At 39.1% G+C, this 26408-nt stretch carries 17 protein-coding genes; 11 read left to right on the top strand and 6 right to left on the bottom strand.

All coding sequences use genetic code 11. From position 1 onward, the window contains the following. On the top strand, positions 1-1465 hold a 1465-nt coding region (locus EPU_RS12760), incomplete at its 5' end, for an ABC transporter substrate-binding protein (protein ID WP_010168055.1). Between the two features lie 29 nt (positions 1466-1494). Here EPU_RS12760 and EPU_RS07170 read toward each other — a convergent pair. After that, positions 1495-3249 carry an FAD-dependent oxidoreductase gene (locus tag EPU_RS07170; RefSeq protein ID WP_029488192.1) on the bottom strand — a complete coding sequence of 585 codons (1755 nt, stop codon included), beginning with the start codon at positions 3247-3249 and terminating at the stop codon, positions 1495-1497. Between the two features lie 61 nt (positions 3250-3310). Continuing rightward, positions 3311-5686 (bottom strand): right-handed parallel beta-helix repeat-containing protein, encoded by a 2376-nt coding sequence (locus tag EPU_RS11895; protein ID WP_052296480.1) that lies wholly within the window; start codon positions 5684-5686, stop codon positions 3311-3313. Between the two features lie 142 nt (positions 5687-5828). Here EPU_RS11895 and EPU_RS07160 point away from each other — a divergent pair, with 142 nt between their 5' ends. From EPU_RS07160 to EPU_RS07135, 6 genes are all read left to right on the top strand, one after another. After that, a complete protein-coding gene (locus EPU_RS07160; protein WP_010168052.1) occupies positions 5829-6590 on the top strand; it encodes an alpha/beta hydrolase in 762 nt (253 codons plus the stop codon). Positions 6591-6768: 178 nt separating this feature from the next. Beyond that, positions 6769-11079 (top strand): leucine-rich repeat domain-containing protein, encoded by a 4311-nt coding sequence (locus EPU_RS12755; protein WP_029488191.1) that lies wholly within the window; start codon positions 6769-6771, stop codon positions 11077-11079. A gap of 86 nt (positions 11080-11165) precedes the next feature. Then, positions 11166-11552, top strand: coding sequence for a hypothetical protein (locus EPU_RS14175; RefSeq protein ID WP_010168050.1), 387 nt, complete (start codon positions 11166-11168; stop codon positions 11550-11552). A gap of 288 nt (positions 11553-11840) precedes the next feature. Beyond that, entirely contained in the window at positions 11841-12884 is a 1044-nt protein-coding gene (locus EPU_RS07145; RefSeq protein ID WP_029488190.1) for an HD-GYP domain-containing protein, read from the top strand. Positions 12885-12960: 76 nt separating this feature from the next. After that, positions 12961-13995 (top strand): HD-GYP domain-containing protein, encoded by a 1035-nt coding sequence (locus EPU_RS07140; RefSeq protein WP_010168048.1) that lies wholly within the window; start codon positions 12961-12963, stop codon positions 13993-13995. Between the two features lie 31 nt (positions 13996-14026). Continuing rightward, positions 14027-16045: a sulfatase-like hydrolase/transferase gene (locus EPU_RS07135; protein ID WP_029488189.1), complete on the top strand. Its 2019-nt coding sequence runs from the start codon at positions 14027-14029 to the stop codon at positions 16043-16045. Positions 16046-16114: 69 nt separating this feature from the next. Here the strand turns inward: EPU_RS07135 and EPU_RS07130 are convergent, their stop codons facing one another. After that, positions 16115-16954, bottom strand: coding sequence for a CPBP family intramembrane glutamic endopeptidase (locus EPU_RS07130; RefSeq protein ID WP_010168046.1), 840 nt, complete (start codon positions 16952-16954; stop codon positions 16115-16117). 70 nt (positions 16955-17024) lie between these two features. Then, entirely contained in the window at positions 17025-17870 is an 846-nt protein-coding gene (locus tag EPU_RS07125; protein ID WP_242650851.1) for a CPBP family intramembrane glutamic endopeptidase, read from the bottom strand. Positions 17871-18013: 143 nt separating this feature from the next. Between EPU_RS07125 and EPU_RS07120 the strand changes: the two genes are divergently transcribed. The 4 genes from EPU_RS07120 to EPU_RS07105 all read left to right on the top strand — a co-directional run bounded on the left by EPU_RS07120 (position 18014) and on the right by EPU_RS07105 (position 23075). Beyond that, a complete protein-coding gene (locus tag EPU_RS07120; RefSeq protein WP_010168044.1) occupies positions 18014-19252 on the top strand; it encodes a BaiN/RdsA family NAD(P)/FAD-dependent oxidoreductase in 1239 nt (412 codons plus the stop codon). After that, positions 19242-20492: a histidine--tRNA ligase gene (gene hisS, locus EPU_RS07115; protein ID WP_029488188.1), complete on the top strand. Its 1251-nt coding sequence runs from the start codon at positions 19242-19244 to the stop codon at positions 20490-20492. The genes EPU_RS07120 and hisS overlap by 11 nt, the downstream gene beginning before the upstream one ends. A 114-nt stretch (positions 20493-20606) precedes the next feature. Beyond that, complete coding sequence (gene spoIVA / locus EPU_RS07110; protein ID WP_010168042.1) at positions 20607-22082, top strand: stage IV sporulation protein A; 1476 nt, start codon at positions 20607-20609, stop codon at positions 22080-22082. A gap of 75 nt (positions 22083-22157) precedes the next feature. Then, complete coding sequence (locus EPU_RS07105; protein ID WP_010168041.1) at positions 22158-23075, top strand: dipeptidase; 918 nt, start codon at positions 22158-22160, stop codon at positions 23073-23075. Between the two features lie 5 nt (positions 23076-23080). Here EPU_RS07105 and EPU_RS11880 read toward each other — a convergent pair whose 3' ends face one another. Together EPU_RS11880 and EPU_RS12750 are read right to left on the bottom strand one after the other, a co-directional pair. Continuing rightward, complete coding sequence (locus EPU_RS11880) at positions 23081-25408, bottom strand: DNA translocase FtsK (RefSeq protein WP_044149792.1); 2328 nt, start codon at positions 25406-25408, stop codon at positions 23081-23083. Between the two features lie 14 nt (positions 25409-25422). Further along, positions 25423-26408 (bottom strand): WG repeat-containing protein (locus EPU_RS12750; protein WP_010168039.1); only part of this gene is annotated, 986 nt, incomplete at its 5' end.

Here is a 26408-nt window from a genome sequence, read left to right as displayed (position 1 = left end):
GGAGGTTTTTACAATGAAATTTACAAAAATTTTAGGTACTACACTTATAACGTCMCTTTCYATCGGAATTCTTGCTGCTTGCAGTTCTGCCGAAGAGCCAACATCTACTACCGAGCCCGCATCAACCGTTACTGCACCTGCCGCTCCCGTTACTGCCRCTCCCGTTGCGACCAAACCCGAAGAAGTCCGAGATCTTGGCGGCCTTAATGTCACCATTGCAACTTGGGTCGATGTAAACGAACCCGAAGTAAAATCTAGCGCACAAGAAGAAGCCCTCTGGGAGTATCGTCATGAAATGATGGAAAAACATAATTTCACTATCGAAGAAAAAGCTCTCGGAAAATGGAACTCAACTCTCGAGCTGATGTCTACTTCTATGATTGCTGGTGATCCAGCGGCAGAAGTTTTTCACGTTTCTGCTGGATTTGTTAATTCCGTTATGAATAATAATTTGGCATACGACCTGTCTACTCTTGATGAACTCGATCTAAATCACTGGAAGTGGGACTCTGCTGTTACCGACTTTTTAACTCGAGATGGCCAAACTTTTGGGGTGTTTCCAGATCAAACTCCAAACAGCTTCATCTTCTATAATAAACGGTTATTCGAAGAAGCTGGATTAGACCCAGATCTTCCTTACGACCTTCAAGCATCTGGCGAGTGGACTTGGGAAACYTTTGAAGAAATTTCTGATATATTAAGCCGCGATTTAGATTCTGATGGCATCAACGATGTATATGCTATGAATAAAAATGCCGGAATATACGATTATGCTATTATCTCAAATGGCGGACAGATGGTTTCTAGAGATTCAAGCGGCAAATTTATCAATACGCTAAACACTCCCGAAAATATCGAGGCACTTACTTGGGCAGATAATTATTTAAAGCAAGATTATACTGTTTCTCCCAGCCATTGGAATGGTCATGAGCAACTATTTATTACTGGCCAAATCGCTATGATTGCTCACGACAAAGATAAACTCCTATTATTCCAAGATATGGAAGACGATTACGGAATGGTTATTTTTCCAAAAGGTCCCGCTGCTGAAGACTATGTAGTAACCGGAACTGGTGCTGGTTGGTTTATCCCTAATACATACACTCCCGAACAAGCCGCCGATATCGCATTTGCTTTGGACATTTGGGCTTCTGAGCCTCCAGGATACGATGCCGAAGATGATTGGATGATGGAAGACTATAAATTATTCCGAGATGAACGCGCAGTTGAAGAGACAATGGCAAAAACTAAAGAGCCAGGCATTATGGTACTCAACAACAGATCTCAGATCTCCGCTATCAATGCCAATGATTTATATCACCCAATGCTATATAAAGGAAGCACTCCGACAGAAGCTATTGAGGCGGTGATGGGCATATTCGATTCTTCTATTGCAGTTGCAAATGGCGAAACCGTTGCAAATGGCGAAACCGTTGCAAATGGCGAAACCGTTGTTTCGGAATAAATAAAACCCCCTATAATTAGGGGGCCTTTTTAATATACTCTAATTTCAAATATTGTTGCGCTTTCTGCTCCATTTGATGCATAGCATTCCACTCTGATTGTTGTACATGTAATTTTTTTGCCCACCTTTAGATTTACTACTCTTTGATAGTTTCCTGTCACTTTCCACTCATGCACAACATCATTATCATTGTAACACATTACTTTAAAGTCTTTCAGCAATGTTGCTGGTACGCCTTTTTCTTGCTTAGCCAACATTTTCTCAAACATCGAAATTGTTATCTCTTTTTCTAAATTTGAATCCAACTTTAACTGAACTTCTTGTATTTTTACCTTTGAGCTCAAGTCCAGTTCTATCCATTGCGACGTTCTTAATGACTCAGATTTCCAACAATTAGATTTTCCATTAAACGGTCTTGCTACTCCATTTATTACATTTGTTGCCTCATATCCTTCCAATTCACTCGAACAATATATCATAGAATTTAATGCCTTATCTAGCATATCAGTATTTTTAAAATATGGTAAATAACAATCATCTTTTAGCAACTGCTGCTGCAACTTTGCTACACTCCTTATGTTTTTCGGCAATACTTCATCTTTGATACACATCGCAGCTGCTGTTCCAATTGCTTGCCCTACCACAGCACAGGTTCCCATAACTCGCGTCGAACTAAATGCCACGTGTGATGCGCTGATTGCTCTGCCTCCTACAAACAAGTTAAATATATTTTTAGAATATATACATCTATACGGTATAGTATAATTGTCTTGTAAATGAATTCCTACATTTGGTGGGTTCTCACTCTTTTCAAATCCACCCATAACATGCATRTCCAAACTCCATCCACCATAGGCAATRGCATCATCAAAAATTTTTCCTGTCACACAATCATTTTCTATCAAAATGTAATCTCCTACCACTCGTCTAGATTCACGTTTTCCAGGCAAAAATCCCACCCAGTCTAAGTCCAAATTATCGGCACCATGATCTCCTCCGTTTTTGATATGATCCCACACTCCATAGACCGCTTTTAATAGATTGTCTCTGATTTCTTCCGCATCTTCTATTACCTTTTGCGCCGCGCCTCCCAGCTCAATCCACCAATATCCCGATTTAACATCATCATGTTTTCGCAATGCCAGATCTTCTTCTGTATACGTATTTGCCCATACCGGTTTTATAAACTCAACTTTTTCTCCTCTATCAACCGATTTAAACAACAGCGAGCTCCCCATAGTATATTCATCAGCTTTTTGCGGTGCGTATTTCTCATTAAAAGTTTCTTGAGCTTCTTGCCCTATCATATATTTGGCYCCCGCAAGTGCCGCAACCATCGCGTCTCCTGTCGCATCTACAAATATCTTTGCTGCTATATTAATGCTTTTTTCTGTTGTTAACTGAAAAGCAATTACACTACTAATACTCCAGTTATCTATTGTTATTGCTTTTACATGTGTATTCAAAAATAACGTAATATTTGGCTCCTGCGTTACTTTTTCCCACAATATCATATCAAATATGGCATATGAATTAAACTGATTTCGCTTCTTATGCTCTAGTAATATTTCTTCTATKATTCCAGTTTCTCTATCATTTTTTCTGCCGCCGCCTCGGCTTGCTCCGCATATATGCATTCTAATTTCAGAACTTGCATTTCCCCCCAAAACAGGCCTATCTTGAATCAATGCTACTGACACACCACCTCTTGCGGCAGCGATAGCCGCACAAATTCCACTCAAACCTCCACCTACTACCGCGACATCAAACTTCTTATTAATCATATATTTTTCTCTCCCCATCATCTTATATTATATCTTAGCTGCTACCCACTAAAGTATTCTTCTAAAAATCTGTTCCGAATACTCTATTAAAATCGCTTTCTTGTTCAACAGTTTTTTTATTCTTATCTACACATAATTTTTCAAGCACCCCAAAATCATCATAGTCATTTCCCAACTGTTCTCTAACTAGCATATCGTATTTTTTGCTAAATTCATCGGTTAATCCTATAACTGACATATCGATATTTTTAAATCCTAGTTTCAATGCTGGTGAATCTGGACATAACTCAAAATCTCCTGTTGCTATATCTCTAAATTTAGGATCCGCAATTATGCTATGTTCATCTACTCCCAAATTTTGGTATTTCTCTAGCGCCGCAGCTCCCTTATCAGATGCCTCAACATCGTAATATACGTTATAGTCTATTACCGCTTCTCCCACATTCACTTCCTCCATCATACCTGTCACATTGTTCTTGCTTTCACGATAAAATGGATTATGCGCATACGTTTTATACATAATATTATGGTCAATCTGCACATCTACATTTGGCGGAGCTTCAGTCTCATAAATTCCCCACAGACTAATATATCCAATAAACATTCGATTCTCTTTGCCCGCATCGTTTAAATAAACTATATCTCTGATATCTGCTATAATATTATTGATCACATGATTATTATAATGCTTGGTATTAATTCCTCCACCAGTGCAGTTATACACAATATTATTTGTAATRGGCGTATCAGTTACATAAGCGTCAGTGCGKATTGCCTGCTGCATGCCAACTCCGTTTAAATGGTGAATATAGTTTCTATTGATCACATTATTTCTGCCCACATCAGACAGGTATATAGCATTGCCGTCAAAAAGCTTTAGCATCACCAAAAACATTTCGTTATCTTCTATTATATTATTTTTGGTAAACGCATATCCTAACGTTTTGCCCCAATACTCTCCAACTTCCTTCGGTGTCCTCGCTTCTGCATACAACGAATCTTGTACCACTTCATTTACTCGTATTGTTTCTGTCATTTCTCGCAAAAATCCTTTTGCATGATAAAACGAAGGTCTCACTCCACTTAACACAATCGCATCATAGGTTATATGGTGCATCAAATTATTTTTTACAAAGTTATCTCCGCTTTGCCATAGCATAATTGCTGGCGCCTGGTAATAGCTTTGACCATTGTGGTGAATATGATTGTTTTCGATATGATTACACCTATTTACATCCTTCACTCCCGGCCCATATCCTGCAAACAATATTCCAGAACCACCTACATAATCTATTAAATTATTTTTTACTATATTACACTGCGCATACAAATCAAATCGTATCGCACTCGAGCCAGTGTTGCAAAATCTGCACCCATCCACAACACACTCTTTAGTATTTCTAAATCTTACCAACGCATTGCTCTTGTTAAAAAATTCCCACTCATGCTGCAACGTAATATCGTTCTCGAGCATCACCGCTCTATCTCCTCTGGTAAATGTTATCCCTTCAAACACTAGACCAGTTACAATTCCTCCTAACTCATGCCCATCCACAAACACAAGCTCTGTTAACGACGGATAMGTTACATTCTCTGGYACTTCATTTATAGGGTAATAATACACTTTTTTTACATTAGTATTAATCACCCATTTACCAGGTGCGTCGAGGTCTTCTATACAATTTTCTACCCTATAGGATCCGTCGTCAAACGTTTGCGCTCCTTTGTGAACGATTCCCATTCCATACGTTGCAGGTATCGCGGTCGTTGCAATCGAGTTTGCTTCATCCACACTTTCTAAGCTGAGATAATTTGTTACAAACCCTACGTTAGGCTGAATAAATAACTCTATATCCGATAAATTATCCCAATTTTTAATTGATCCCTCGGCATAATGAATAGTGGATCTATCCGCTTCTACAACCTCATGAATATTGCCCCACCCATCTTTACAATTTACTTTTACAGTCGGTAAATAACTTCTTGATCGTGCTCGCGTCAACATTTTTCCATTTTCGAATAAGCAGTAAAATCTCTCCTTGCCCATCTTCGGTATTGCTGCCTCATATACTTTACCCACAGCTTTTTCTGGCAACCCCGCCACATCTGTTGCCAACGTCCAGCCCTCTATTTTAGCATCGCTGGAAAATATTGGAGTCTCGTCTTGGTACGCAGCATAAACTATTCTAAACCCCGGATAATGCGAATCATTCGGTACAAAATTTATCGTTCTGTTTATCGCATATTCTCCACCTCTAATCAAAACATAAATATCTCTATACACACCTTTCTTAAAAATTCTCACTGCCCGTCTTGCTTTTTCCAAAGTTAAAAATGGCCCATCTGTTAAGTCTTCATTTGGAACCGCCAGCTTTCCACTCCAGCTATCGTTTCCATTTGTTGCAACATAAAAATCTGCATAAGTATATCGACTCATACAATTTCCTCCATCAATTTGTTATTTTATTGCCATTCACAATTATAGCATGTCTATCTTTGCTTATTCAAGCTCCAYTRCTCACATAATAATTATCAAAAGTGATATAATAAGAAAAAATATTCTAAGGAGTTCATCGAAAATGCGAAATAAAAATCACCCCCCTATTCATATTACAACTGGCAATGATAACGGTATCCTCTGCCTTCACGGCCTCTTTGGCAGCCCCAATCAATTCATCCCATTTTTATCTATTTTTCAATCTCTCGGCTTGGATGTTCACGCTCCATTATTGCCTGGCCATGGCGGCAGCTGCAAAGACTTTAGCCATAGCAATAAACTCCACTGGAAAAGCTGCGCCCAATCCGAAATTTACAAAATGCGCCAACAATACAAAAACGTTTATCTTATGGGTCACTCTATGGGCGCTCTGTTTTGCCTTGACTTTGCAGACGACATTAATGCCGCCGGTATCATTTTACTAAACCCACCAATGAAAATCAGTCTATCTGCTACCAAAATGAAAATGTGCCTCGGCGTTGTTACCAAAAAGAAAGAAATTTCTACCGTATTTAATAGAGGCGAATCTCGACCTCTATATAGTATTCAAAACGGCTCCTGGTACGAATACATTCCTTGGATTGTTCCCATATCTGGCATATACTCTCTTATCAATGCCACAAAAAAGAAATTGCCCTCCTTCAAAATCCCCACGCTCATCTTTCAATCACAATTAGATGAAACTCTCAACTACAAAGGTGTATTTTCATATCAAAATATGCTCGGCTCAGATAATTTACAAATTGTATTATTAAAGAATTCTACTCACTGCTTTTTTCCAAAATCAGACTTATATATCGTTCAAACACTAGTGTCCCAATTCCTCGAACTCAACAGCCGTTAAAATAACGTGGGCAGCCCTGTGCTTTGTCCACAAATTTTTAAATTTAGTCCACAATTAGTAATTTTTTACATGGTACATGAATATCATTTTATTAGAGCTTATACGCCTTTTTAGTATACTACTACATATAAATAAGTATAAGAACAATTATAATTATCTATTTTCTAGGGGGAACAATATGAAATTAAATAGAAGATTTGCCACTGTATTTTTAGCCGGTGCTATGGTATCTACCGGTTTTACAGTGTTATCAATTTCTGCTGATGAAAATTCGAAATTAGAATCTGAAAAAAATGTCATAGAAACCAAAAATGAATCTAATTCTGCCATTCCAGTTATGTCTGAAGTGGTTGTTGAATCTGTTTCTAAATCTGCTGCTGAATCTATTGCAGTTGACATACCAGAGCCTGATATTGAGTTGCCACTCATTATTCTTGAACCAGCTGTAGTTGAAGAAGTTGAAGAAATTGAGGTTGAAACCATCATCGCAATGCCACCTGATATCGCAATTGAAGATAACCAAATAAAAGAGGTTGAAAAAGTGATTGATCCTACAAATACTAATACTAAAGAGATTATTGAAGAGGTGATTGAACCTATGGAAGAAGATCTATTAAAATTTAATGAGTCTACTATTGATGACTCCACTAATGCTGATGATGACTCGGCTGTTGCAGCTAATGATGATAACTCGGCTGTTGCAGCTGATGATGATGACTCGGCTGTTGCGGCTGATGATGATGACTCGGCTGTTGCGGCTGATGATGACGACTCGGCTGTTGCGGCTGATGATGATGACTCGGCTGTTGCGGCTGATGATGATGACTCGGCTGTTGCGGCTGATGATGACTCCGCTGATGTTGCCGATGATGACTCCGCTGATGTTGCCGATGATGATTCTGCTGATGCGGCAGATGATGACAACTCGGCTGTTGCGGCTGATGATGACGATTCGGCTGTTGCGGCTGATGATGATGACTCCGCTGATGTTGCCGATGATGATTCTGCTGATGCGGCTGATGATGATGACTCTGCTGATGCGGCAGATGATGACAACTCGGCTGATGCGGCTGATGATGATTCTGCTGATGCGGCCGATGATGACTCCGCTGATGTTGCCGATGATGACTCCGCTGATGTTGCCGATGACGACTCCGCTGATGTTGCCGATGACGACTCCGCTGATGTTGCCGATGACGACTCCGCTGATGTTGCCGATGACGACTCCGCTGATGTTGCCGATGATGACTCCGCTGATGTTGCCGATGATGACTCCGCTGATGTTGCCGATGATGACTCCGCTGATGTTGCCGATGATGATTCTGCTGATGCGGCAGATGATGACAACTCGGCTGTTGCGGCTGATGATGACGATTCGGCTGTTGTAGCTGATGATGATGACTCGGCTGATGATGACGACTCGGCTGATGCGGCTGATGATGACTCCGCTGATGTTGCCGATGATGATGACTCCGCTGATGTTGCCGATGACGACTCCGCTGATGTTGCCGATGATGACTCCGCTGATGTTGCCGATGATGATTCTGCTGATGCGGCTGATGATGACGATTCGGCTGTTGCTGATGATGATGACGATTCGGCTGTTGTAGCTGATGATGACGACTCGGCTGTTGCTGATGATGATGACGATTCGGCTGTTGTAGCTGATGATGACTCCGCTGATGTTGCCGATGATGATGACTCTGCTGATGCGGCAGATGATGACAACTCGGCTGTTGCTGATGATGATGACGATTCGGCTGTTGTAGCTGATGATGATAACTCGGCTGTTGCTGATGATGATGACGACTCGGCTAATGCGGCTGATGATGACGACTCGGCTAATGCGGCTGATGATGACTCCGCTGATGTTGCCGATGATGACTCGGCTGTTGCGGCTGATGATGACTCCGCTGATGTTGCCGATGACGACTCCGCTGATGTTGCCGATGACGACTCCGCTGATGTTGCCGATGACGACTCCGCTGATGTTGCCGATGATGACTCCGCTGATGTTGCCGATGATGACTCCGCTGATGTTGCCTATGATGATTCTGCTGATGCGGCTGATGATGACGACTCGGCTGATGCGGCTGATGATGACTCCGCTGATGTTGCCGATGATGACTCCGCTGATGCGGCTGATGATGACGACTCCGCTGATGTTGCCGATGATGACTCCGCTGATGTTGCCGATGATGACGACTCGGCTGTTGTAGCTGATGATGACGACTCGGCTGTTGTAGCTAATGATGATTCTGATACAATAATTCATGTCATTCCAGAACCACCAGTTATTATCGAAAATGGAAATTTTGTGGAACCAACCGTTGTTATTGAGCATCTAAACGATATTATTGCAGATATGGTAGCAGATTCAGCTTTCACAGTGGAGACTACTATAACATCTAGCGTTGATACTAATCTTGAGGGCGGCGTTTTACTTCCACTACTTGATGCTGAGGAAATACCTGTTGCCGAAGTTGTTGATGCTAATCTTGAGGCTGGAATTCTACTTCCACTACTTGATGCTGAGGAAATGCCTGTTGCCGAAGTTGTTGATGCTAATCTTGAGGCTGGCATTATGCTTCCACTACTTGATGCTGAGGAAATGCCTGTTGCCGAAGTTGTTGATGCTAATTTTGAGGCTGGCATTATGCTTCCACTACTTGATGCTGAGGAAATGCCTGTTGCCGAAGTTGTTGATGCTAATTTTGAGGCTGGGAAAATAACTGTTACCGAAGTTGTTGATGCTAATCTTGAGACTGAGAAAATAATTGTTACCGAAGCTGTTGATGCTAATCTTGAGGCTGGCATTATGCTTCCACTACTTGATGCTGAGGAAATGCCTGTTGCCGAAATTCCGGTTGCAGAAATTCCTGTTACCGAAGGTTATGTTACTGAAATTTCTGTTGAGAGGACTATTGAAGCACCTGAGGTTGATGTTGACGAGACTTTTGAATGCGACCTTGCAGCTAACTCTAATATCACGATTTCATCATCTGATGCCGAGGTTACTGAATGCGACCTTGCAGCTAACTCTAGTATCACGATTTCATCATCTGATGCCGAGATTACTGAATGCGACCTTGCAGCTAATTCTAGTATTACGATTCCATTATCTGATGCCAAAATTATTGAATGCGAAGACGGAGATCTTAAAGGCGGTATCATGATTGCGCTGCCAAATTCTGAGAAGCTAGTTGAACTTGCTGATAACGACACAGTTACCATTCAATGCGGAATCATTGTTCCATTGGCAGATGATGACGAAACAGTTGAAGAAGAGATCGTCGAAGAACCTCTTGAGTTGGTTGATTTAGTTGTTAAAGGTTTATCTGCAGCTAAAATTGATTTTCAGCCTGGCAAATATAACTACACTTTAGATATCGTAGCCGCAGATGCCGATCGCAACTTTATTATTGATCCGATATTGGCCAACGATGTAGATGCCGACATTACTGTTACCGATTCTTTAGGCAACGAAGAACCGGCTCCTGGAGCGGCTATTATTTCTACGAACATTTTGAACAATGACAGCGTAATTTCTGTAGTTGTTGGCGATGATACTTATAATTTTGACATTGTAATCGCAAACAACGATCTGTTAGATAAACCTATTAAAGTAGCTCAAGAAAATCTCTCCACCACTGTAGTAAGTAAAGACGGCAAATTGGTTGATTTAGGAATATTGTGGGTTACCGAGGCCGCAAAAGCTAAGTATGAACTTGCCATAAATAAGGCTCTCAAAGTTTTTACTAATAATCAACAAACTTCAGCTCAGGTAGCTGCAGCATTAGACGCTCTTGCCACAGCATCTGCAGAATTYGATGCAGCAAAACAGTGGGGAATTAAAGCTCCAAACTTTGGCGTTCTAAACATCAGCCTTTCTGGAGATGTCAGCTACAATGCCGATACAAAAACCATCAAAATGTTAAGCGCCGATGCMTCAGAATTTGATGTTACCATAGTGGCATCTAATATCCACACCGTTGTTGCAAACTCTGTAACCGACGATCCTTCAGCTGGCGGAATTATGACATTCACAGTYCCTGCTCCTATTGCCGAGGGCGAAGGCTCCACATTTAGCGTATCACTTAGTCTACATGGTTCRCAGGCGGCTCCGGTTGTTTTCACCGTGGAAGCGTATCAAGAAAAARTTTGGGTTCCAGATGCGGGGYTACGCCAAGCTTTAACCGAAAACGGAGTAGAATTYGATGGCAAGTGGGCAATTTTATCTACACTGAAACCGCTCAAGCAACTGATAGCGCAAAACTATGGCATTAAAAATCTCGAAGGATTGCAATATGCTTCCAGTTTAGTATATCTAGATTTAAGCCGCAACCAAATCGAGTACATCAATCTACTTTCCGCTTTAGAACACCTTGCGATCCTCAACGTAACCGATAATAATATACGAAGCTTTAACCTAGATAATTTCCCATCACTAATCAATTTTTCAATCTCTGACAACCATGTTGAGCAATAATTAAATTTATTTTGGCAAATTACTCAGACTTTTGGTTTGATGATTTGCCTTTTTTTTACTAATATTATTTTGAAAGGGTGATACTTATGCGAATGGTGCCTACTAATAGTTTAAGACCCCATTGCACATTAGCTATAGATGTTTTAGATGAGCATTCACAAATTTTATTGAAACAAGGACACTTATTAACTGACAAAACAATAGCACAATTAAAGCGTGCTGACCTTGCATGTGTATATATCATTGATTCATATTCTAAAAGTTTAACACCTACATACACAGCCTTACCTCATAATATAATTAGCAGAATCACTGCACTAAACGATATAGGCAAATCAAGAAAAAATTTGGGTTCCAGATGCGGGGTTACGCCAAGCTTTAACCGAAAACGGAGTAGAATTCGATGGCAAGTGGGCAATTTTATCTACACTGAAACCGCTCAAGCAACTGATAGCGCAAAACTATGGCATTAAAAATCTCGAAGGATTGCAATATGCTTCCAGTTTAGTATATCTAGATTTAAGCCGCAACCAAATCGAGTACATCAATCTACTTTCCGCTTTAGAACACCTTGCGATCCTCAACGTAACCGATAATAATATACGAAGCTTTAACCTAGATAATTTCCCATCACTAATCAATTTTTCAATCTCTGACAACCATGTTGAGCAATAATTAAATTTATTTTGGCAAATTACTCAGACTTTTGGTTTGATGATTTGCCTTTTTTTTACTAATATTATTTTGAAAGGGTGATACTTATGCGAATGGTGCCTACTAATAGTTTAAGACCCCATTGCACATTAGCTATAGATGTTTTAGATGAGCATTCACAAATTTTATTGAAACAAGGACACTTATTAACTGACAAAACAATAGCACAATTAAAGCGTGCTGACCTTGCATGTGTATATATCATTGATTCATATTCTAAAAGTTTAACACCTACATACACAGCCTTACCTCATAATATAATTAGCAGAATCACTGCACTAAACGATATAGGCAAATTGACTTTATCGGGATCGGGGAATCAAGATAGTTTACTAAAAGCTATGTATGCGGTAAACGATATTGTATACTCTTTATCGATTGAGAAACAGAATCATCGATTGACCTATGAACCAAATAAATTGCTCACCAAATCTACAGTAGAAAGCAACATTTATATAGCAATCACCACTACATTATTTGCTTTAAAATTGGGTTGGAATCCYAATGACACAGTTAATTTGTGYCTAGCAATACTACTGCGTGATATTGGTCTATTATCTCCAAACATCGATGCGCCTATGGACCGCTCATTGCGTACTAAACATCCGATAGTTGGTGCTGAATATTTGGAAAAATCTTATGGGCTTCCCGAAGACATTTTAGATATCATTCGGCAGCAYCATGAATCATACGATGGAACGGGGTTTCCTAACAAATTGTACGGGGATGATATTTGCAAAGGAGCCAGACTGCTAAAAATCGTAGATTCATATTACGCTGTACAAGAAAAGCTGTGGTATACGCCAAGCCGCGCATCTCTATTAACAGAGGATTTAGAAAGGAGAAGACCTACTTTTGACCCTGTTTATCTTTCACTTTTTATGCATAATGTAGATATCTACCATATCGATATGTTATTGCAATTGACTTGTGGGGACATTGGAATTGTCACTAAAACCTACAAAGCTTCACCGTTAACCCCCACTGTTACAATCATCAAATCTTCTGAACCATCCCGAATAAATCAAAAAATCAAGATTGGATCTACCCCGGAATTTAATATTAAATCATTTATATACTATGTAGATTAATTCCAACTTTTTTTGACTTAATTAAAAATTTATACTATACTTAAACATAAATATTAATTTTAAGGAGTGTTTATTTATGAGAATGATTCCCCTTACCCATTTACAAAGTAATAATATATTAGCAATCGATATTTTAGACGAGAATTCAAAAGTCTTATTAACCAAAGGACAATTACTAACTGCAGGACTAGTAAATAGACTAAAAAATACTAATCTTGCTTGTGTATATATTATAGATAAGTATTCACAAGATCAGGTACCCACATACACTGCTATTCCCCAAAACATACTCCAAAGAATATCAACATTAAATGAATTGCGCAACATCAATCAATCTGGACAAGGAGATTTTGAAACCCTATTAAAAATAATGCACACTGTAAACGATATTGTTTACACTTTGTATGCGGGCAAACAAAATTATAGATTAAATTATGAACCCAACAAGTTACTCACAAAATCTCCAACAGAAACCAATATTTATATAGCAATTACAACTACACTATTTGCATTAAAATTAGGCTGGAACCCCAACGATGCTGTAAATCTATGTTTAGCAGTATTACTGCGCGATATTGGCTTAGCTGCTCATTTTGGCTCTAGCAATATAGCAAGACAAAAACATCCAATTAATGGTGCAAATTTCTTAAAGAGCACTTATGATCTTCCAGAAGAAATCTTAGAAATAATCAGAGAACATCACGAGTTATATGATGGAACTGGATTTCCTAACAAATTACACGGCGATAACATTTGTAAAGGGGCTAGAATACTGAAAATTGTTGACTTATATTATAATTTACAAGAAAAAATGTGGCAAAACCCAGCGAGAGCATCTGTCTTAACAGAAGACTTGCAAATCAGGACATCTTACCTAGACCCTGTCTATCTTGGACTTTTTATGAACAATGTGGACATCTTTCACAAAGATATGTTATTGCAATTGACTTGCGGTGATATTGGAATTGTAGTCAAAACAGACAAAACTTCTCCACTAACACCCGTTCTTAAAATCATTAAATCTTCTAATCCATCTCATGTAAATCAACTAGTTAAAGTTGCGTCGCAACCTGGTTTTAAGATTAAATCACTTGTGTACTATGTAGATTAAATAATATACTTCCTACGAAAGGATGATAGTCGTGAAACCCAATATATTAATTTTAATTGCAGAAGATATCAGCCAGCATCTTGGTTGCTATGGTGACCTTATTGCACATACTCCATTTTTAGATCAACTATCTAAAGAGGGGATGATATATCATCATACAAATTGYGTATCCTCCATCTGTTCTACTGCAAGGACCTCTCTCGCCTTAGGAATGTATCCCGCATCACTGGGCATTAGTAATCATGGAACAAACACCGCAATTCCTTCTGATATCAAACCTGTTTCCAAATATATTCATAGCAATGGATATTTTTGCGCAATAGATAAAACTGATTATAACTTTCAGCATAAGAGCAAACTTCAGATTCCCGACGGCTGGGACGCTATAATTCCTAACGCCGGCGCGAATGATAGCCCGCAGCTTCCGCAAAACATCGCAGATACTTGGAGAAAACGCGATGATAAGCCGTTTTTTTTGATGGCAACCTTTTCATGTACGCATCAATCTCAATATGGGTATCCATCTGATACAGCAGAACACAGAGCTTTGGTAACGCCACGTCTCACCGCCGCTGAATATGTAGATAGAGACGCTATCCCTATACCTGGATATCATTTTGATACACCGCAAACCCGAGAAATATGGGGACAATATTATGAAACTATAACTACAATGGATCGAATGGTGGGTGAAACAATAGCGCACCTCAAAAACGATGGGCTATATGAAGATACGATAATTATATTTTTGGGAGATAACGGAATGGGCCTTGCGGGAGGCAAATGCAATATATGGAACGAAAGCATTACCGTGCCTATGATTATACGCATTCCCGAAAAGTTTCAGGGTTCGCAAACAATCGCTTATGCTTCCGGAGCACACTCTTATAGCGCAGTCAGCTTTATCGATATTGCGCCGACCATTATTGAATTAGCTGGTAGCAAAATCCCTTATTATATGCAAGGCAGAAATTTTTTGAATTCCACTACTTTTGTAGAGTACTCATATTCATTTATGGATAGAATTGATTCGACTAGCGATTTTGTACGTGCAGTAAAGTCCAATAAATATTTATATATTCGAAATTTTTATCCTTCCAATACTCACCGATTTTCTTCTTATACACGCAGAATGGCTCCCTACTTTACCGAAAGCTGGCTTCAAGAGGCACAAAATCAGTATACACAAGAAGAATATTTATTGCGTCAGTATACATATGATCGCAAAAACTGCTTTATAATCGATATTCGTCCTCCCGAAGAACTCTACGACCTAGAGTCTGATCCGCAGCAGCTAACAAACCTTGCCCAAAACTTTGCATTCCACTCTCTTATACTCTATTTTAGAAATAATTTGCGTGACTTTATGTTTAAAATTGATGATTTAGGGTTTGTTCCTGAAATTGAGCAACACAGACTTTCGCAAGAACTTTCTAGACCTATTTATGAAATATTTTCTAAAGGCTATGTTGGTTACCCCTTCACAAAACTTTACAACATGAGTGATAAAATGCTAAAGCGCACTAATTCTAGTAAAACGTTAACAACCTATCTCGAAACCGATGATCCCACATTTCAATACTGGGCTCTCAAAATCGCTACTTACTTTAATAAACAAGATCTATTGCCTCAAATCGAGAAATTGCTCAACAACAATAACTTGACTATTAAATTTGCGGCAGCTGAGACAATTATTTATTTATCTAATTCTGTATCTTTACTATCGAAAGCCGAAAAAGTTATAGAGGATATGCTACTTTGCGAAGATCCGTTAATTAATCTAGAAGCACTGATGTGTATGGCTCGTCATAGCAACATGTTAGCCGATTTAGTGCCTCATCTCAAAAAATGGCAAACATTGGATAAACAACACTATCCTCCAGAGCAGCATCGCATCATGACAATCATCGAAGATTTATCAAACTATTATCCCGAATGTATCGATCAGCCATTTCCTTATGATGCGCCCACTCCGTTATTACAACAACGACTACTTGTCCTTCGGCAACTCAAACAAAATAATTCGCAACGAAATAGGAGATTGTTATGAGCTCACACTAGAATTTTGGAGATAGATCCAGTTGCTGCAACTGCCTTCACTTTTGCAGCAGCAATAATCTTAATGCGCCTTTTGCTTTTTGCAAAGCCATATACCTGCTATCATTGTTATAGCACTCATCACCATGGTATATATTATTATTGTCCACATATTGCTTTCTATAATTGGAGAGGCCCACGCAATCACTATTGCCGTAAGATTATTAGCCATATGAACAATTATACAGGGTACTATAGAATTGAATTTCTCGAACACCCAAACCAGTAATAATCCCATCAATATTGTAGCAAGCACCTGTATCGGCGAGCCATGTATCAACCCAAATAATATTGATGATAAAATTGCCGCGACAACTACAGGCATTCCTCTTTTTAATCTCGTATATACCAATCCTCTAAAAATCACTTCTTCTACAACCCCTGCATAAATAACTACCGAACAAATCGTCATTACTATATTTTTTAAATTCACCGCTTCATCCATAGCTTGCTGATGATCAATAATCCAAATTTCTGGATACGGAATTAGCTCAACTGCCAAAGTTGCAACAAATTGAAGAGCGATTCCCACCAAAATTAGCGGCACTATATTTGAGGCACCTATAGCTTTTAGATGAATTTCTTTTGCAAAACTTTTGTGGCGCATTTTAAAAATTATCCATAGCAAAACGAGCATAAATATTCCGCTACCAATCATCAATATAGGCATTTTATCCCACAGCTCTATTGCCGACTGTATAAGCATATCTTGAACACTTTTCGATGTCACACTTTCAAAGTCAGCAGCTCTAAGCTTTGATATCAGAGTTGCAATCAAATAGATAAAGCTTGTCAATCCCTGAATTACCACAAAAAAAACAACATACAAAATGGCTTTGATTATTGCTCCAATTGTCCTCATTTTTGGACCTCCTTTTGTATATTGTTCCTCTTCTATTATATAATTATCGCTATTCTTAGTTTTTACAAAATTATACCACAAATATATTTCGATATGACTCTTTCTTTTTGAGAAGCCATATCCCGGCCATTATTGTTACAGCGCTCATAGAAATAATATATATCATTACTGCTAGCATATTGCCCTCTAAGAGAGGCGCAGCCCAAGCCACTATTAACCCCACGGCATTATTTACCATGTGCACAATTATAGATGGCACTATAGATTTAAATTTTTCGAACACCCAAACCAGTACTAGCCCTATTAGTGTCGCATAAATTATTTGTATTGGCGAGCCGTGCACCGCCCCAAATGCTACTGACGACAAAATCATCGCTATCGCCATCGGCATTCCTCTTTTTAATCTCGTATATACCAATCCTCTAAAAATCACTTCTTCTACTATTCCTGCGTAAACAACCACCATCAAAATTGTCATTAGTGTATTGGAATCCACGGCAAAATCTATCGTTTGCTCATAATTAGTTACCCAGCTTTCTGGATATGGAATCAGCGTGGCTACCAAAGTGGCGATAAAATTAGTGGCTACTCCCACCAAAATCAGTGGCGTTATATTCGAAGCATGTATAGACTTTAGATAAATTTCTGTTCTAAAGCGTTTGTGTCGCAACTTAAAAAATGCCCACAGCAAAATGATCATCGCTACTCCACTTATAATCATCAATATAGGTGTTTGGTCGAGCATATCTTCTAGTATCTGCCATGCTAGATTTTGAATATCAGTCAACATCAAATTTTCTAAATCGGCTTCATTAATCTTTAATACAATATTTATTGCCAAATAGATACCCATTATCAGTAGCTGAATTATAGCAAAAAAACTAATATATAATGCAGCCTTAATTATTGCTACCATTGTTTTCAATCTAACCCCTCCTTTTTATATTATATAATTATTGCTATGTTTATTTTTTCAAAATATTACTATTTGTTAGTTAGGTGGCTTGACAAATGCCAATAAAATCCATTACACTAATACGCACTGGAGGAGAAATGTAAATGTTTTATAAAGCTATTGTTGTTGGCGCAGGTCCTGCGGGGTTATTTGCTGCCTATAATTTATCAGAATATGGATTGAGCACCCTTGTGCTCGAAAAAAATATACAATTAGGGCGTAAATTACTTGTATCAGGAAGTGGCCAATGTAATTTTACCCATGCAGGCGATTTAGAAGAGTTTAAAGATAAATATGGTGATAATTTTAACTTTATAAAACACGCCTTAAATGTTTTTACTAATAAGGATTCTATCAAATTTTTTAAAGCCTATGGCGTAGATATAGAAGTTACTAGTAGCGGAAAGGTTTTTCCAAGCTCTAGAAATAGTACCGACATACTCGATGCCTTGGTTCGATCTTGCAAGCTTAACGGTGCGCAAATACAATCTGGGGTTGAGATAAACGCAATTTTGGAATACGATGGTGTTTTTCAGGTATCTACTACCGATGGTGATTTTTTTTCAACAGAAAACCTAATCATCGCAACCGGGGGGACATCTTTTATGCATCTCGGAAATGATGGATTCGGTTATGCCATTGCCCAGCAATTTAACCATAAAGTTACAAAGCTTCGGCCGTCGATTTCTAATATAATATCAGTTGAAACTGACTATGCCGCTATTAGCGGTGTTTCATTTAAAAATGTTACAATGACTATCTGGCATAATGAAAAAAAAGTTCGTGACAAAGTTGGAGACTTGCTTTTTACGCATAATGGCGTTTCTGGACCTGTTGTTTTAAATAGCACTAGGTGGATCGAAGCGGGTGATCTAGTCACTTTCAATTTGGTAAACAAGCCATACGAAGTGGTTCAAAAAGAACTTGAGCAAGACTTAATTGCTTTTGGAAAAGACTCAATTGGGTTATATTTGCGTAAATTTGCTTTTCCGCGAAGCTTTATTGCAGTATTGCTCTCAATTTTATCGATACCTGCCGACCTTCATTGCGCAAATATAAGCAGGGAAAATCGCAAAAAAATAGCCACATATATGACCAAGTTGCCTATTAACGTCGCATCCGTTGGAGATTTAAATTCTGCTGTTGTTACTTGTGGCGGCGTCAGCTTAAAAGAACTTAATCCTACTACACTCGAAAGTAGAAAGCAACGGGGGCTATATTTTATAGGCGAAGTGATTGATATTGATGCGGATACTGGAGGCTACAACATTCAGGCAGCGATGTCTATGGGATGCGTCTGCGCCAATAGTATAATTAGAAAGGAACAGATTTATGGCAATTAATGCATTAAAAGGAACCAAAGATATCTTTGGAACCGAAATTCGAAATTTACAAAAAGTAGAATCTATAATTAGAGAGGTTTGCGAAAATTTTGGAATAGGCGAAATTCGAACTCCTATTTTTGAACTTACGCATCTATTTCAACGCGGCGTCGGAACTGCAACAGATATTGTACAAAAAGAAATGTATTCGTTTGTGGACAAAGGTGATAATAATATTACTTTAAAGCCAGAAAGCACCGCTGCGGTTGTTCGTGCTTACCTTGAACGCAACCTGGGGGAGAACGCGCAGCCTACCAAGCTATATTATATTTCGCCAACTTTTAGATACGAGCGACCAGAAGCTGGTAGATTGAGACAATTTCATCAATTTGGTGTAGAAGTATTTGGTAGCAGCGCCGCTATTGCAGATGCCGAAGTCATTGCTGTTGCGAACACCCTACTAAAGCGACTCAACATCGCCAACGTCAAGCTATATATCAACTCGCTGGGAGGGCCCAAGTGTCGCGAAAAATATAATCAGCAACTAAAAAATTTTTTGGAAACCAAGAAGGACAACCTCTGTTCTCTGTGTAACGAAAGACGCATCAAAAATCCTCTCCGCGTGTTAGACTGCAAAAATGAAGATTGCCAAAAATTATTTGCCGATGCACCTACAACACTAGATGCTTTAGATCCAGAATGCCGAGAACATTTCGATACACTCACAACGTTGCTCACCAAAATGAATATTCCATTTATCGTAAATCCTCGAATTGTACGTGGGTTGGATTATTACACAAAGACCGTATTTGAATTTATATTGGATAGCGAAGCCTATTCTGGAACGATTTGCGGTGGTGGGCGCTACGATAAACTGGTAGAAGAGATAGGCGGCAAAGCAGTTCCTGCAGTTGGATTTGGCACAGGCATCGAAAGGTTGCTAATAGCCTATTTAGCAGAAAATCCCAATCAAAACATAGCCACACGAGATATATTTATCGGCTACCGCGGAGATGCGGCCATGGAAAAGGCCATGATTTTGGTCAACGATCTTAGAAGCCAGCACATYAATGCCGATACCGACCTATTRAATAGAAGTGTAAAAGCACAAATGAAATATGCAAACAAAATAGGAGCTAAGTATGCCACTATTATAGGAGAAACAGAATTAGAAACTGCCACTCTCTTGGTTAAAAACATGAAAACTTATCAAGAACATCAGATTAAATTTGAAGATTTATTAAAATTTCTCTTTGGTTGAAAAGGGAAGTTTTTTTTTTATCAAAATAGTCATATCCTTATGTTTTGTACATATAGTTAAATGTACCCATACATTTAATTTTATACTTTAAAACCTTATAAGGAGGATTTATTCATGGAAAACTACGATATCTACCGAGACATTCAAGAAAGAACAGCTGGTGATATTTATTTAGGGATAGTAGGGCCCGTTAGAACAGGTAAATCTACATTTATAAAAAGATTTATGGAAGCTTTAGTTATTCCCAACATTCAAAATGAATACAGCAAAGAGCGAGCACAAGATGAATTACCACAAAGTGGCGGCGGAACAATGATTACTACTACCGAGCCTAAATTTATTCCAAACGAGGCAGTAAATATCACAATCGGTGGAGATTTTTCTGTTAATGTACGACTTATTGATTGTGTTGGCTACGTTATCCCCGATGCGGAAGGATACTTATATACCGATAACACTCCAAGAATGGTTCAAACTCCTTGGTATAATGAAGACATTCCTTTTACTCAAGCTGCCGAAATTGGCACCAAAAAAGTTATCAATGACCATTCCACAATAGGCATCGTGGTAACAACAGATGGTTCCATCACCGATATCCCTCGTTCCAGCTATTTAGATGCCGAAGATAGAGTTATTACCGAGCTTAAAAGCCTTGGCAAACCTTTTATCGTTATCTTCAATACGAAAAAGCCTTTTGATCAAGAAGTTTTGGCGCAATCTAGTCAATTGTCGCAGCAATACGACGTACCAGTTGTTCCTTTAGATGTTGCCCAGATGAAAATTGATGATATAAACCAAATTTTGGAACGTGTGCTATATGAATTTCCACTCAACGAAATTCAATTTACMTTGCCAAAATGGGCAGAAACCCTAGAAAACGACCACTGGTTCAAACAAGAATGGATCGCCCAAATTAAAGAACATATTTACCCTCTTGAAAATATCAGGCAAGTAAAAGATACAATCAACAAATTGACGAATATCCCAAATGTTAAAAACGTATATCTCGAGAAAATTCAATTAGGTGATGGAGTAATCAAAGTTGTTGTTCACACATCAGACGATTTATTCTACAAAGTTTTATCAGAAACCACAGGGCTTGATATTCATGGTGACCACGAACTTATGAGCCTAATCAAAAATCTGGCACAAACTCAAAAAGAGTACGACAAAGTTGCTTTAGCTTTAGAAGATGTTAGACGAAAAGGTTACGGAGTTGTTAGCCCTTCAAAAGATGAATTTATTTTGGAGACACCAGAAACTATAAGCCAGGGTACAAGCCACGGTGTCAAGCTTTGCGCAACCGCACCGAGTTATCACATCATTCGTGCAGACATTCAAACAGAAGTTTCTCCTATAATAGGCACAGAAGAGCAGGTTCAACAGGTTATCGACGAACTTACTCATACCACTCCCGAATATATGTGGGAAACCAACATTATGTTTGGTCGCACTCTATACGATATAGTAAATGAGGGTCTTCAAAATAAGCTATATAAAATACCAGAGGATGCGCAACAAAAATTGCAAGAAACACTTCAAAAAATAATAAACGAAGGCACCGGCGGACTTCTTTGTATAATTCTTTAATATTTTATTGCAGGGAGATTTTTCTTCCTGCTTTTTTTCAACGTATACACCAAAAACGTTAGAGGAGGTTTTATTATGATCGATTTTCACGCTGACACTGCTATGATTATTTTTAAACGCCAATTGTCACTTTTATCCAATGATAGACATATCGACCTAGAAAAACTACATCAAGGTGGATATTTGGCTCAATGGTTTGCCATGTTTGTTTCGCTTAATCATCTAGACAATCTCACTCCATTTGAGTTTTTTACTAATATGTATAACTATTTTATTGCAGAAGCAGAGAAACACAGCGATAAAGTCACCATAGTATCCAACTATGATGAGTACAAACAAGCTCTTACCGCAGAGAAGATTGCAGCTTTTATATCTGCAGAAGAAGGAGAAATCATAAAAGAGGGTTTACACATGGTTGATAAGATAGAAGATATGAAGGTTCGTTTGATTACGTTAACTTGGAATTACCAAAATTCATTAGGCGCACCACACTCAATGCCCGAAATTGGACTCACTAATTATGGTAAAGAAGTCGTGGAATATCTCAATCAAAAGCACATTTTAATTGATGTTTCGCATCTGTCTGATGCTGGCATCGACGATGTATTGGCCATTTCCAAAAAGCCAATCATAGCCTCACATTCAAACGCTAGAGCTATTTATAATAAAAGCCGAAATCTCAAAGATTCGCACATCAAGCAAATCGCATCGACCGACGGTTTAATCGGYGTCAATTATTATAGTGGATTTTTATCAGATAACAAAACCAGCYATGTAGCAGATATTTTGCAAATGACTAAATATTTAGTGGATATTGGAGGTGAAAATACGATAGGATTTGGATCAGATTTTGATGGAATTGATTGCCCTCTAGAAATGAAAGATGCATCTGCCGTTGGACTGCTAGCAAATGCACTTAATAACGAATTTACAGCAGCTCAGGTTGATAAGCTGCTCTTTAAAAATGCCGAACGAATTATACGTGCGCTATAACCAATTTATGCCAACTTTGCATACTGAGTGCTTTTAATCGAATCTACCAGCTCTTCCACTTCTGTATCCGAAATAAATGCGCCCTGAATACGTATCGGCTTTGATTCACCCATCGGGCAGAACAACATATCGCCTTTTCCTAGCAATTTTTCTGCACCTACACTATCCAAAATAGTTCGTGAATCTACACCAGACGATACCGCAAAAGCCATTCTCGACGGAATGTTGGCTTTGATTATTCCTGTAATTACATCTACAGACGGCCTCTGTGTTGCTATCACCAAATGAATGCCCGCAGCACGGGCCATCTGTGCCAATCGGCAAATCGAATCTTCCACCTCTTTCGCAGCAGTCATCATCAAGTCCGAAAGCTCATCTATAATAACCACAATATGTGGCATCTTATTTGCCCTATCCGCCTTCTTATTAAACCCTTTTATATCGCGCACCATGTTTTCTGCAAATAGCTTATACCTCATGGTCATTTCTTCTACTATTGAGTTCAACGCAGCTGCAGCTTCCTTCGGATCCGTTACCACCGGTCTAAGCAAATGCGGAATTCCATTATACACATTCAACTCCACCACTTTCGGGTCGATCATAAGTAACTTTACATCTGTCGGTGCCGCTTTATACAAAATGCTTGCAACCAAAGTATTGATGCACACACTTTTTCCAGACCCCGTCGCTCCCGCGATTAATACGTGCGGCATCTTCGCAATGTCATGTATAACTGGTGCCCCCGAAATGTCTTTGCCTATTGCAAACGCAAGCTTAGACGGATAATCATCAAATTTATTGGTATCGATTATATCTCTCAAAAACACTGTCTCTGCCTTAGCATTTGGAATTTCTATTCCCACCAACGGCTTTCCAGGAATAGGTGCTTCTATTCGAATGCGTTTTGCTGCCAAGCTAAGTGCTATATCATCCGATAAATTCAAAATCTTACTCACCTTGATCCCCTGCTTTGGAGCCAATTCGTATCTCGTTACCGACGGACCTTTATATACTTCTGCAACTCGCGCTTCTATGCCAAAACATTTTAATGTATCCTCTAGCTTTGTTGCCATCGTCTGCAAGTACATAGTATCCTGTCCCGAATTTTTATTCTCTTGCTTTACTAGCAACTCAATGTCCGGAAACTGATACGCATTTACAGGTCTCTTAGTCTTACGTTTTCTAATTTCGTTTTGCGTATTTTCCATCACATAAATTTTGGGTTGATCCACAGCTGGCTTTGCTGGACTCGCATTAGCTTTTGGATTATCCTTGGGAGATAACATTGTTACTGGAGCATATACTGGCGACTTTTTTTTTGGAGCAGGTGCCGCCGGAGCTGGTTCCTGATACGCAGTTTTTCTCGTCGCCCTTGCCGCTGGAGCTGGTTCTTGATACGCAGCTTTTCTCGTCGCCCTTGCCGCTGGAGCTGGTTCCTGATATGCAGCTTTTCTCGTCGCYCTTGCCGCTGGAGCCGGTTCTTGATACGCAGCTTTTCTCGTCGCCCTTGCCGCTGGAGCTGGTTCCTGATATGCAGCTTTTCTCGTCGCCCTTGCCGCTGGAGCCGGTTCYTGATATGAAACTTTTCTCGTCGCCCTTGCCGCTGGAGCTGGTTCCTGATATGAAACTTTTCTCGTCGCCCTTGCTGCTGGAGCTGGTTCCTGATATGCAACTTTTCTCGTCGCCCTTGCCGCTGGAGCTGGTTCCTGATATGAAACTTTTCTCGTCGCCCTTGCCGCTGGAGCTGGCTCTCTATATGCCACTTTTACAGAACTCACCGAGCGCCTTTGTCTTCTTTTAGGTTGCTTCGGTTCCAAAGATGGGATTGCTTTTATCCAAGCTACAAACGAAAAGTTATACAGCTTAAATACATATAAAAAGGCACTGCCTAGAATCACAATATATGTACCGTACAATCCCAAAAATTTTACTAATACATTAACCACTATACTTCCGATCAATCCTCCATTAATAAACGTTGTGTCCGCAAAATATGTATTAAGATAAACCGATAATATTTCTGGCATATCTTTACTCAATAACTCTGCCCCAAATACTATCATTATAAATATCGGCCACGCTTTGCTTATTTTATTTTCAATACATTTTTTTCCATTTCTTATATATGTAAAGCCTAAATATAATATATAAAAAGGTAGCATATAGCCACCTAGTCCAAACATTCCCACAGTTACATATTTGATCGCGTTGCCAATCATTCCTGCCTGCTCGGTAAAAATACTTGCTATAATTAAGACGCAACATCCTATTATACTGATGCCTACAACTTCTGGTGCCTGATTGACTTTCTTTTTTCTTTTGCGCTTTTTCATATTTACCTCCTGCTTTATCTAATTGGTGACGGCGCTAAAATATACCAATTCTCTCCCAACTTTGCTGATGCATTGCCATTGTCAAAAGGAGTAGCATAGTCATATACAAAATCTATCACGGTATTTCCAAGCGCATCAATATAACCCCATTTCCCATTAAGCTCCACCGCTGCCAATCCCTCAGAAAATGGTTGCGCGTTGTTATATATTATGGGAAGTACTTGGTTTCCATAGATATCAATGTAACCATAATACCCTTTAAAGCCCGCAGTAGTCATTTCTCCCTGGCTCACAACCGCATATCCTTCGCTAATTTCACCAACTCCATCATATTCAAARCCTGTTAGTCCCTGTTCAAACTTATTTATCAATGCTTTCTTACCATTTGATCCACCAACAAAGGCAACACCGTCGTCACTAAATTCTGTTGCACTCAAATAGCTAAACGGAATCACTGTCGCTCCCGCCGCATCTACATATCCCCACAACCCATCTTTCTTTACTGGGGCTACCCAATTGTTAAACTCTCCCGCATCTTGATATGAATATGGTATTACCATATTTCCGCTTAGGTCCATATATCCAAAAAAGTTTCCGTGAGCATTGGTGTCATCTTCTATTAAAATAAGTCCCTCATCTGATAGACTGCCAATTCCTGAATGAGGTTGCGATACTTCTAGCAACGTAGCACCCGACGTATCGATAAACTTATCTGCCGCCGTATCAGAAACCACCAACGCTACGCCATTAGAAAACTCGCCAYTCGCGTTTAGTGCAGCTTCTCCAGCTATCGCAATAGCTTCTTGTCCCGATGTATTGATATATCCATAATAACTTTGCGCCGGATTTGATTCATTTGTATATGTGAATTGCGCCAATCCTTCCGAAAAATCTAATGCTTGACTATATCTCATATGAGTAATTTGTTGTCCATAATTATTTATGTATCCATAATAACCGCTTTTGTCCATGACTACTGCTCGATCTTCTACAAATCCAT

It is taken from the genome of Candidatus Epulonipiscium viviparus (genome assembly GCF_000171335.1).
Taxonomy (GTDB): domain Bacteria; phylum Bacillota; class Clostridia; order Lachnospirales; family Cellulosilyticaceae; genus Epulonipiscioides; species Epulonipiscioides viviparus.
The sequence above is the reverse complement of the archived record's forward strand: the minus strand, read 5'-3'. Positions and strand labels throughout refer to the sequence as shown.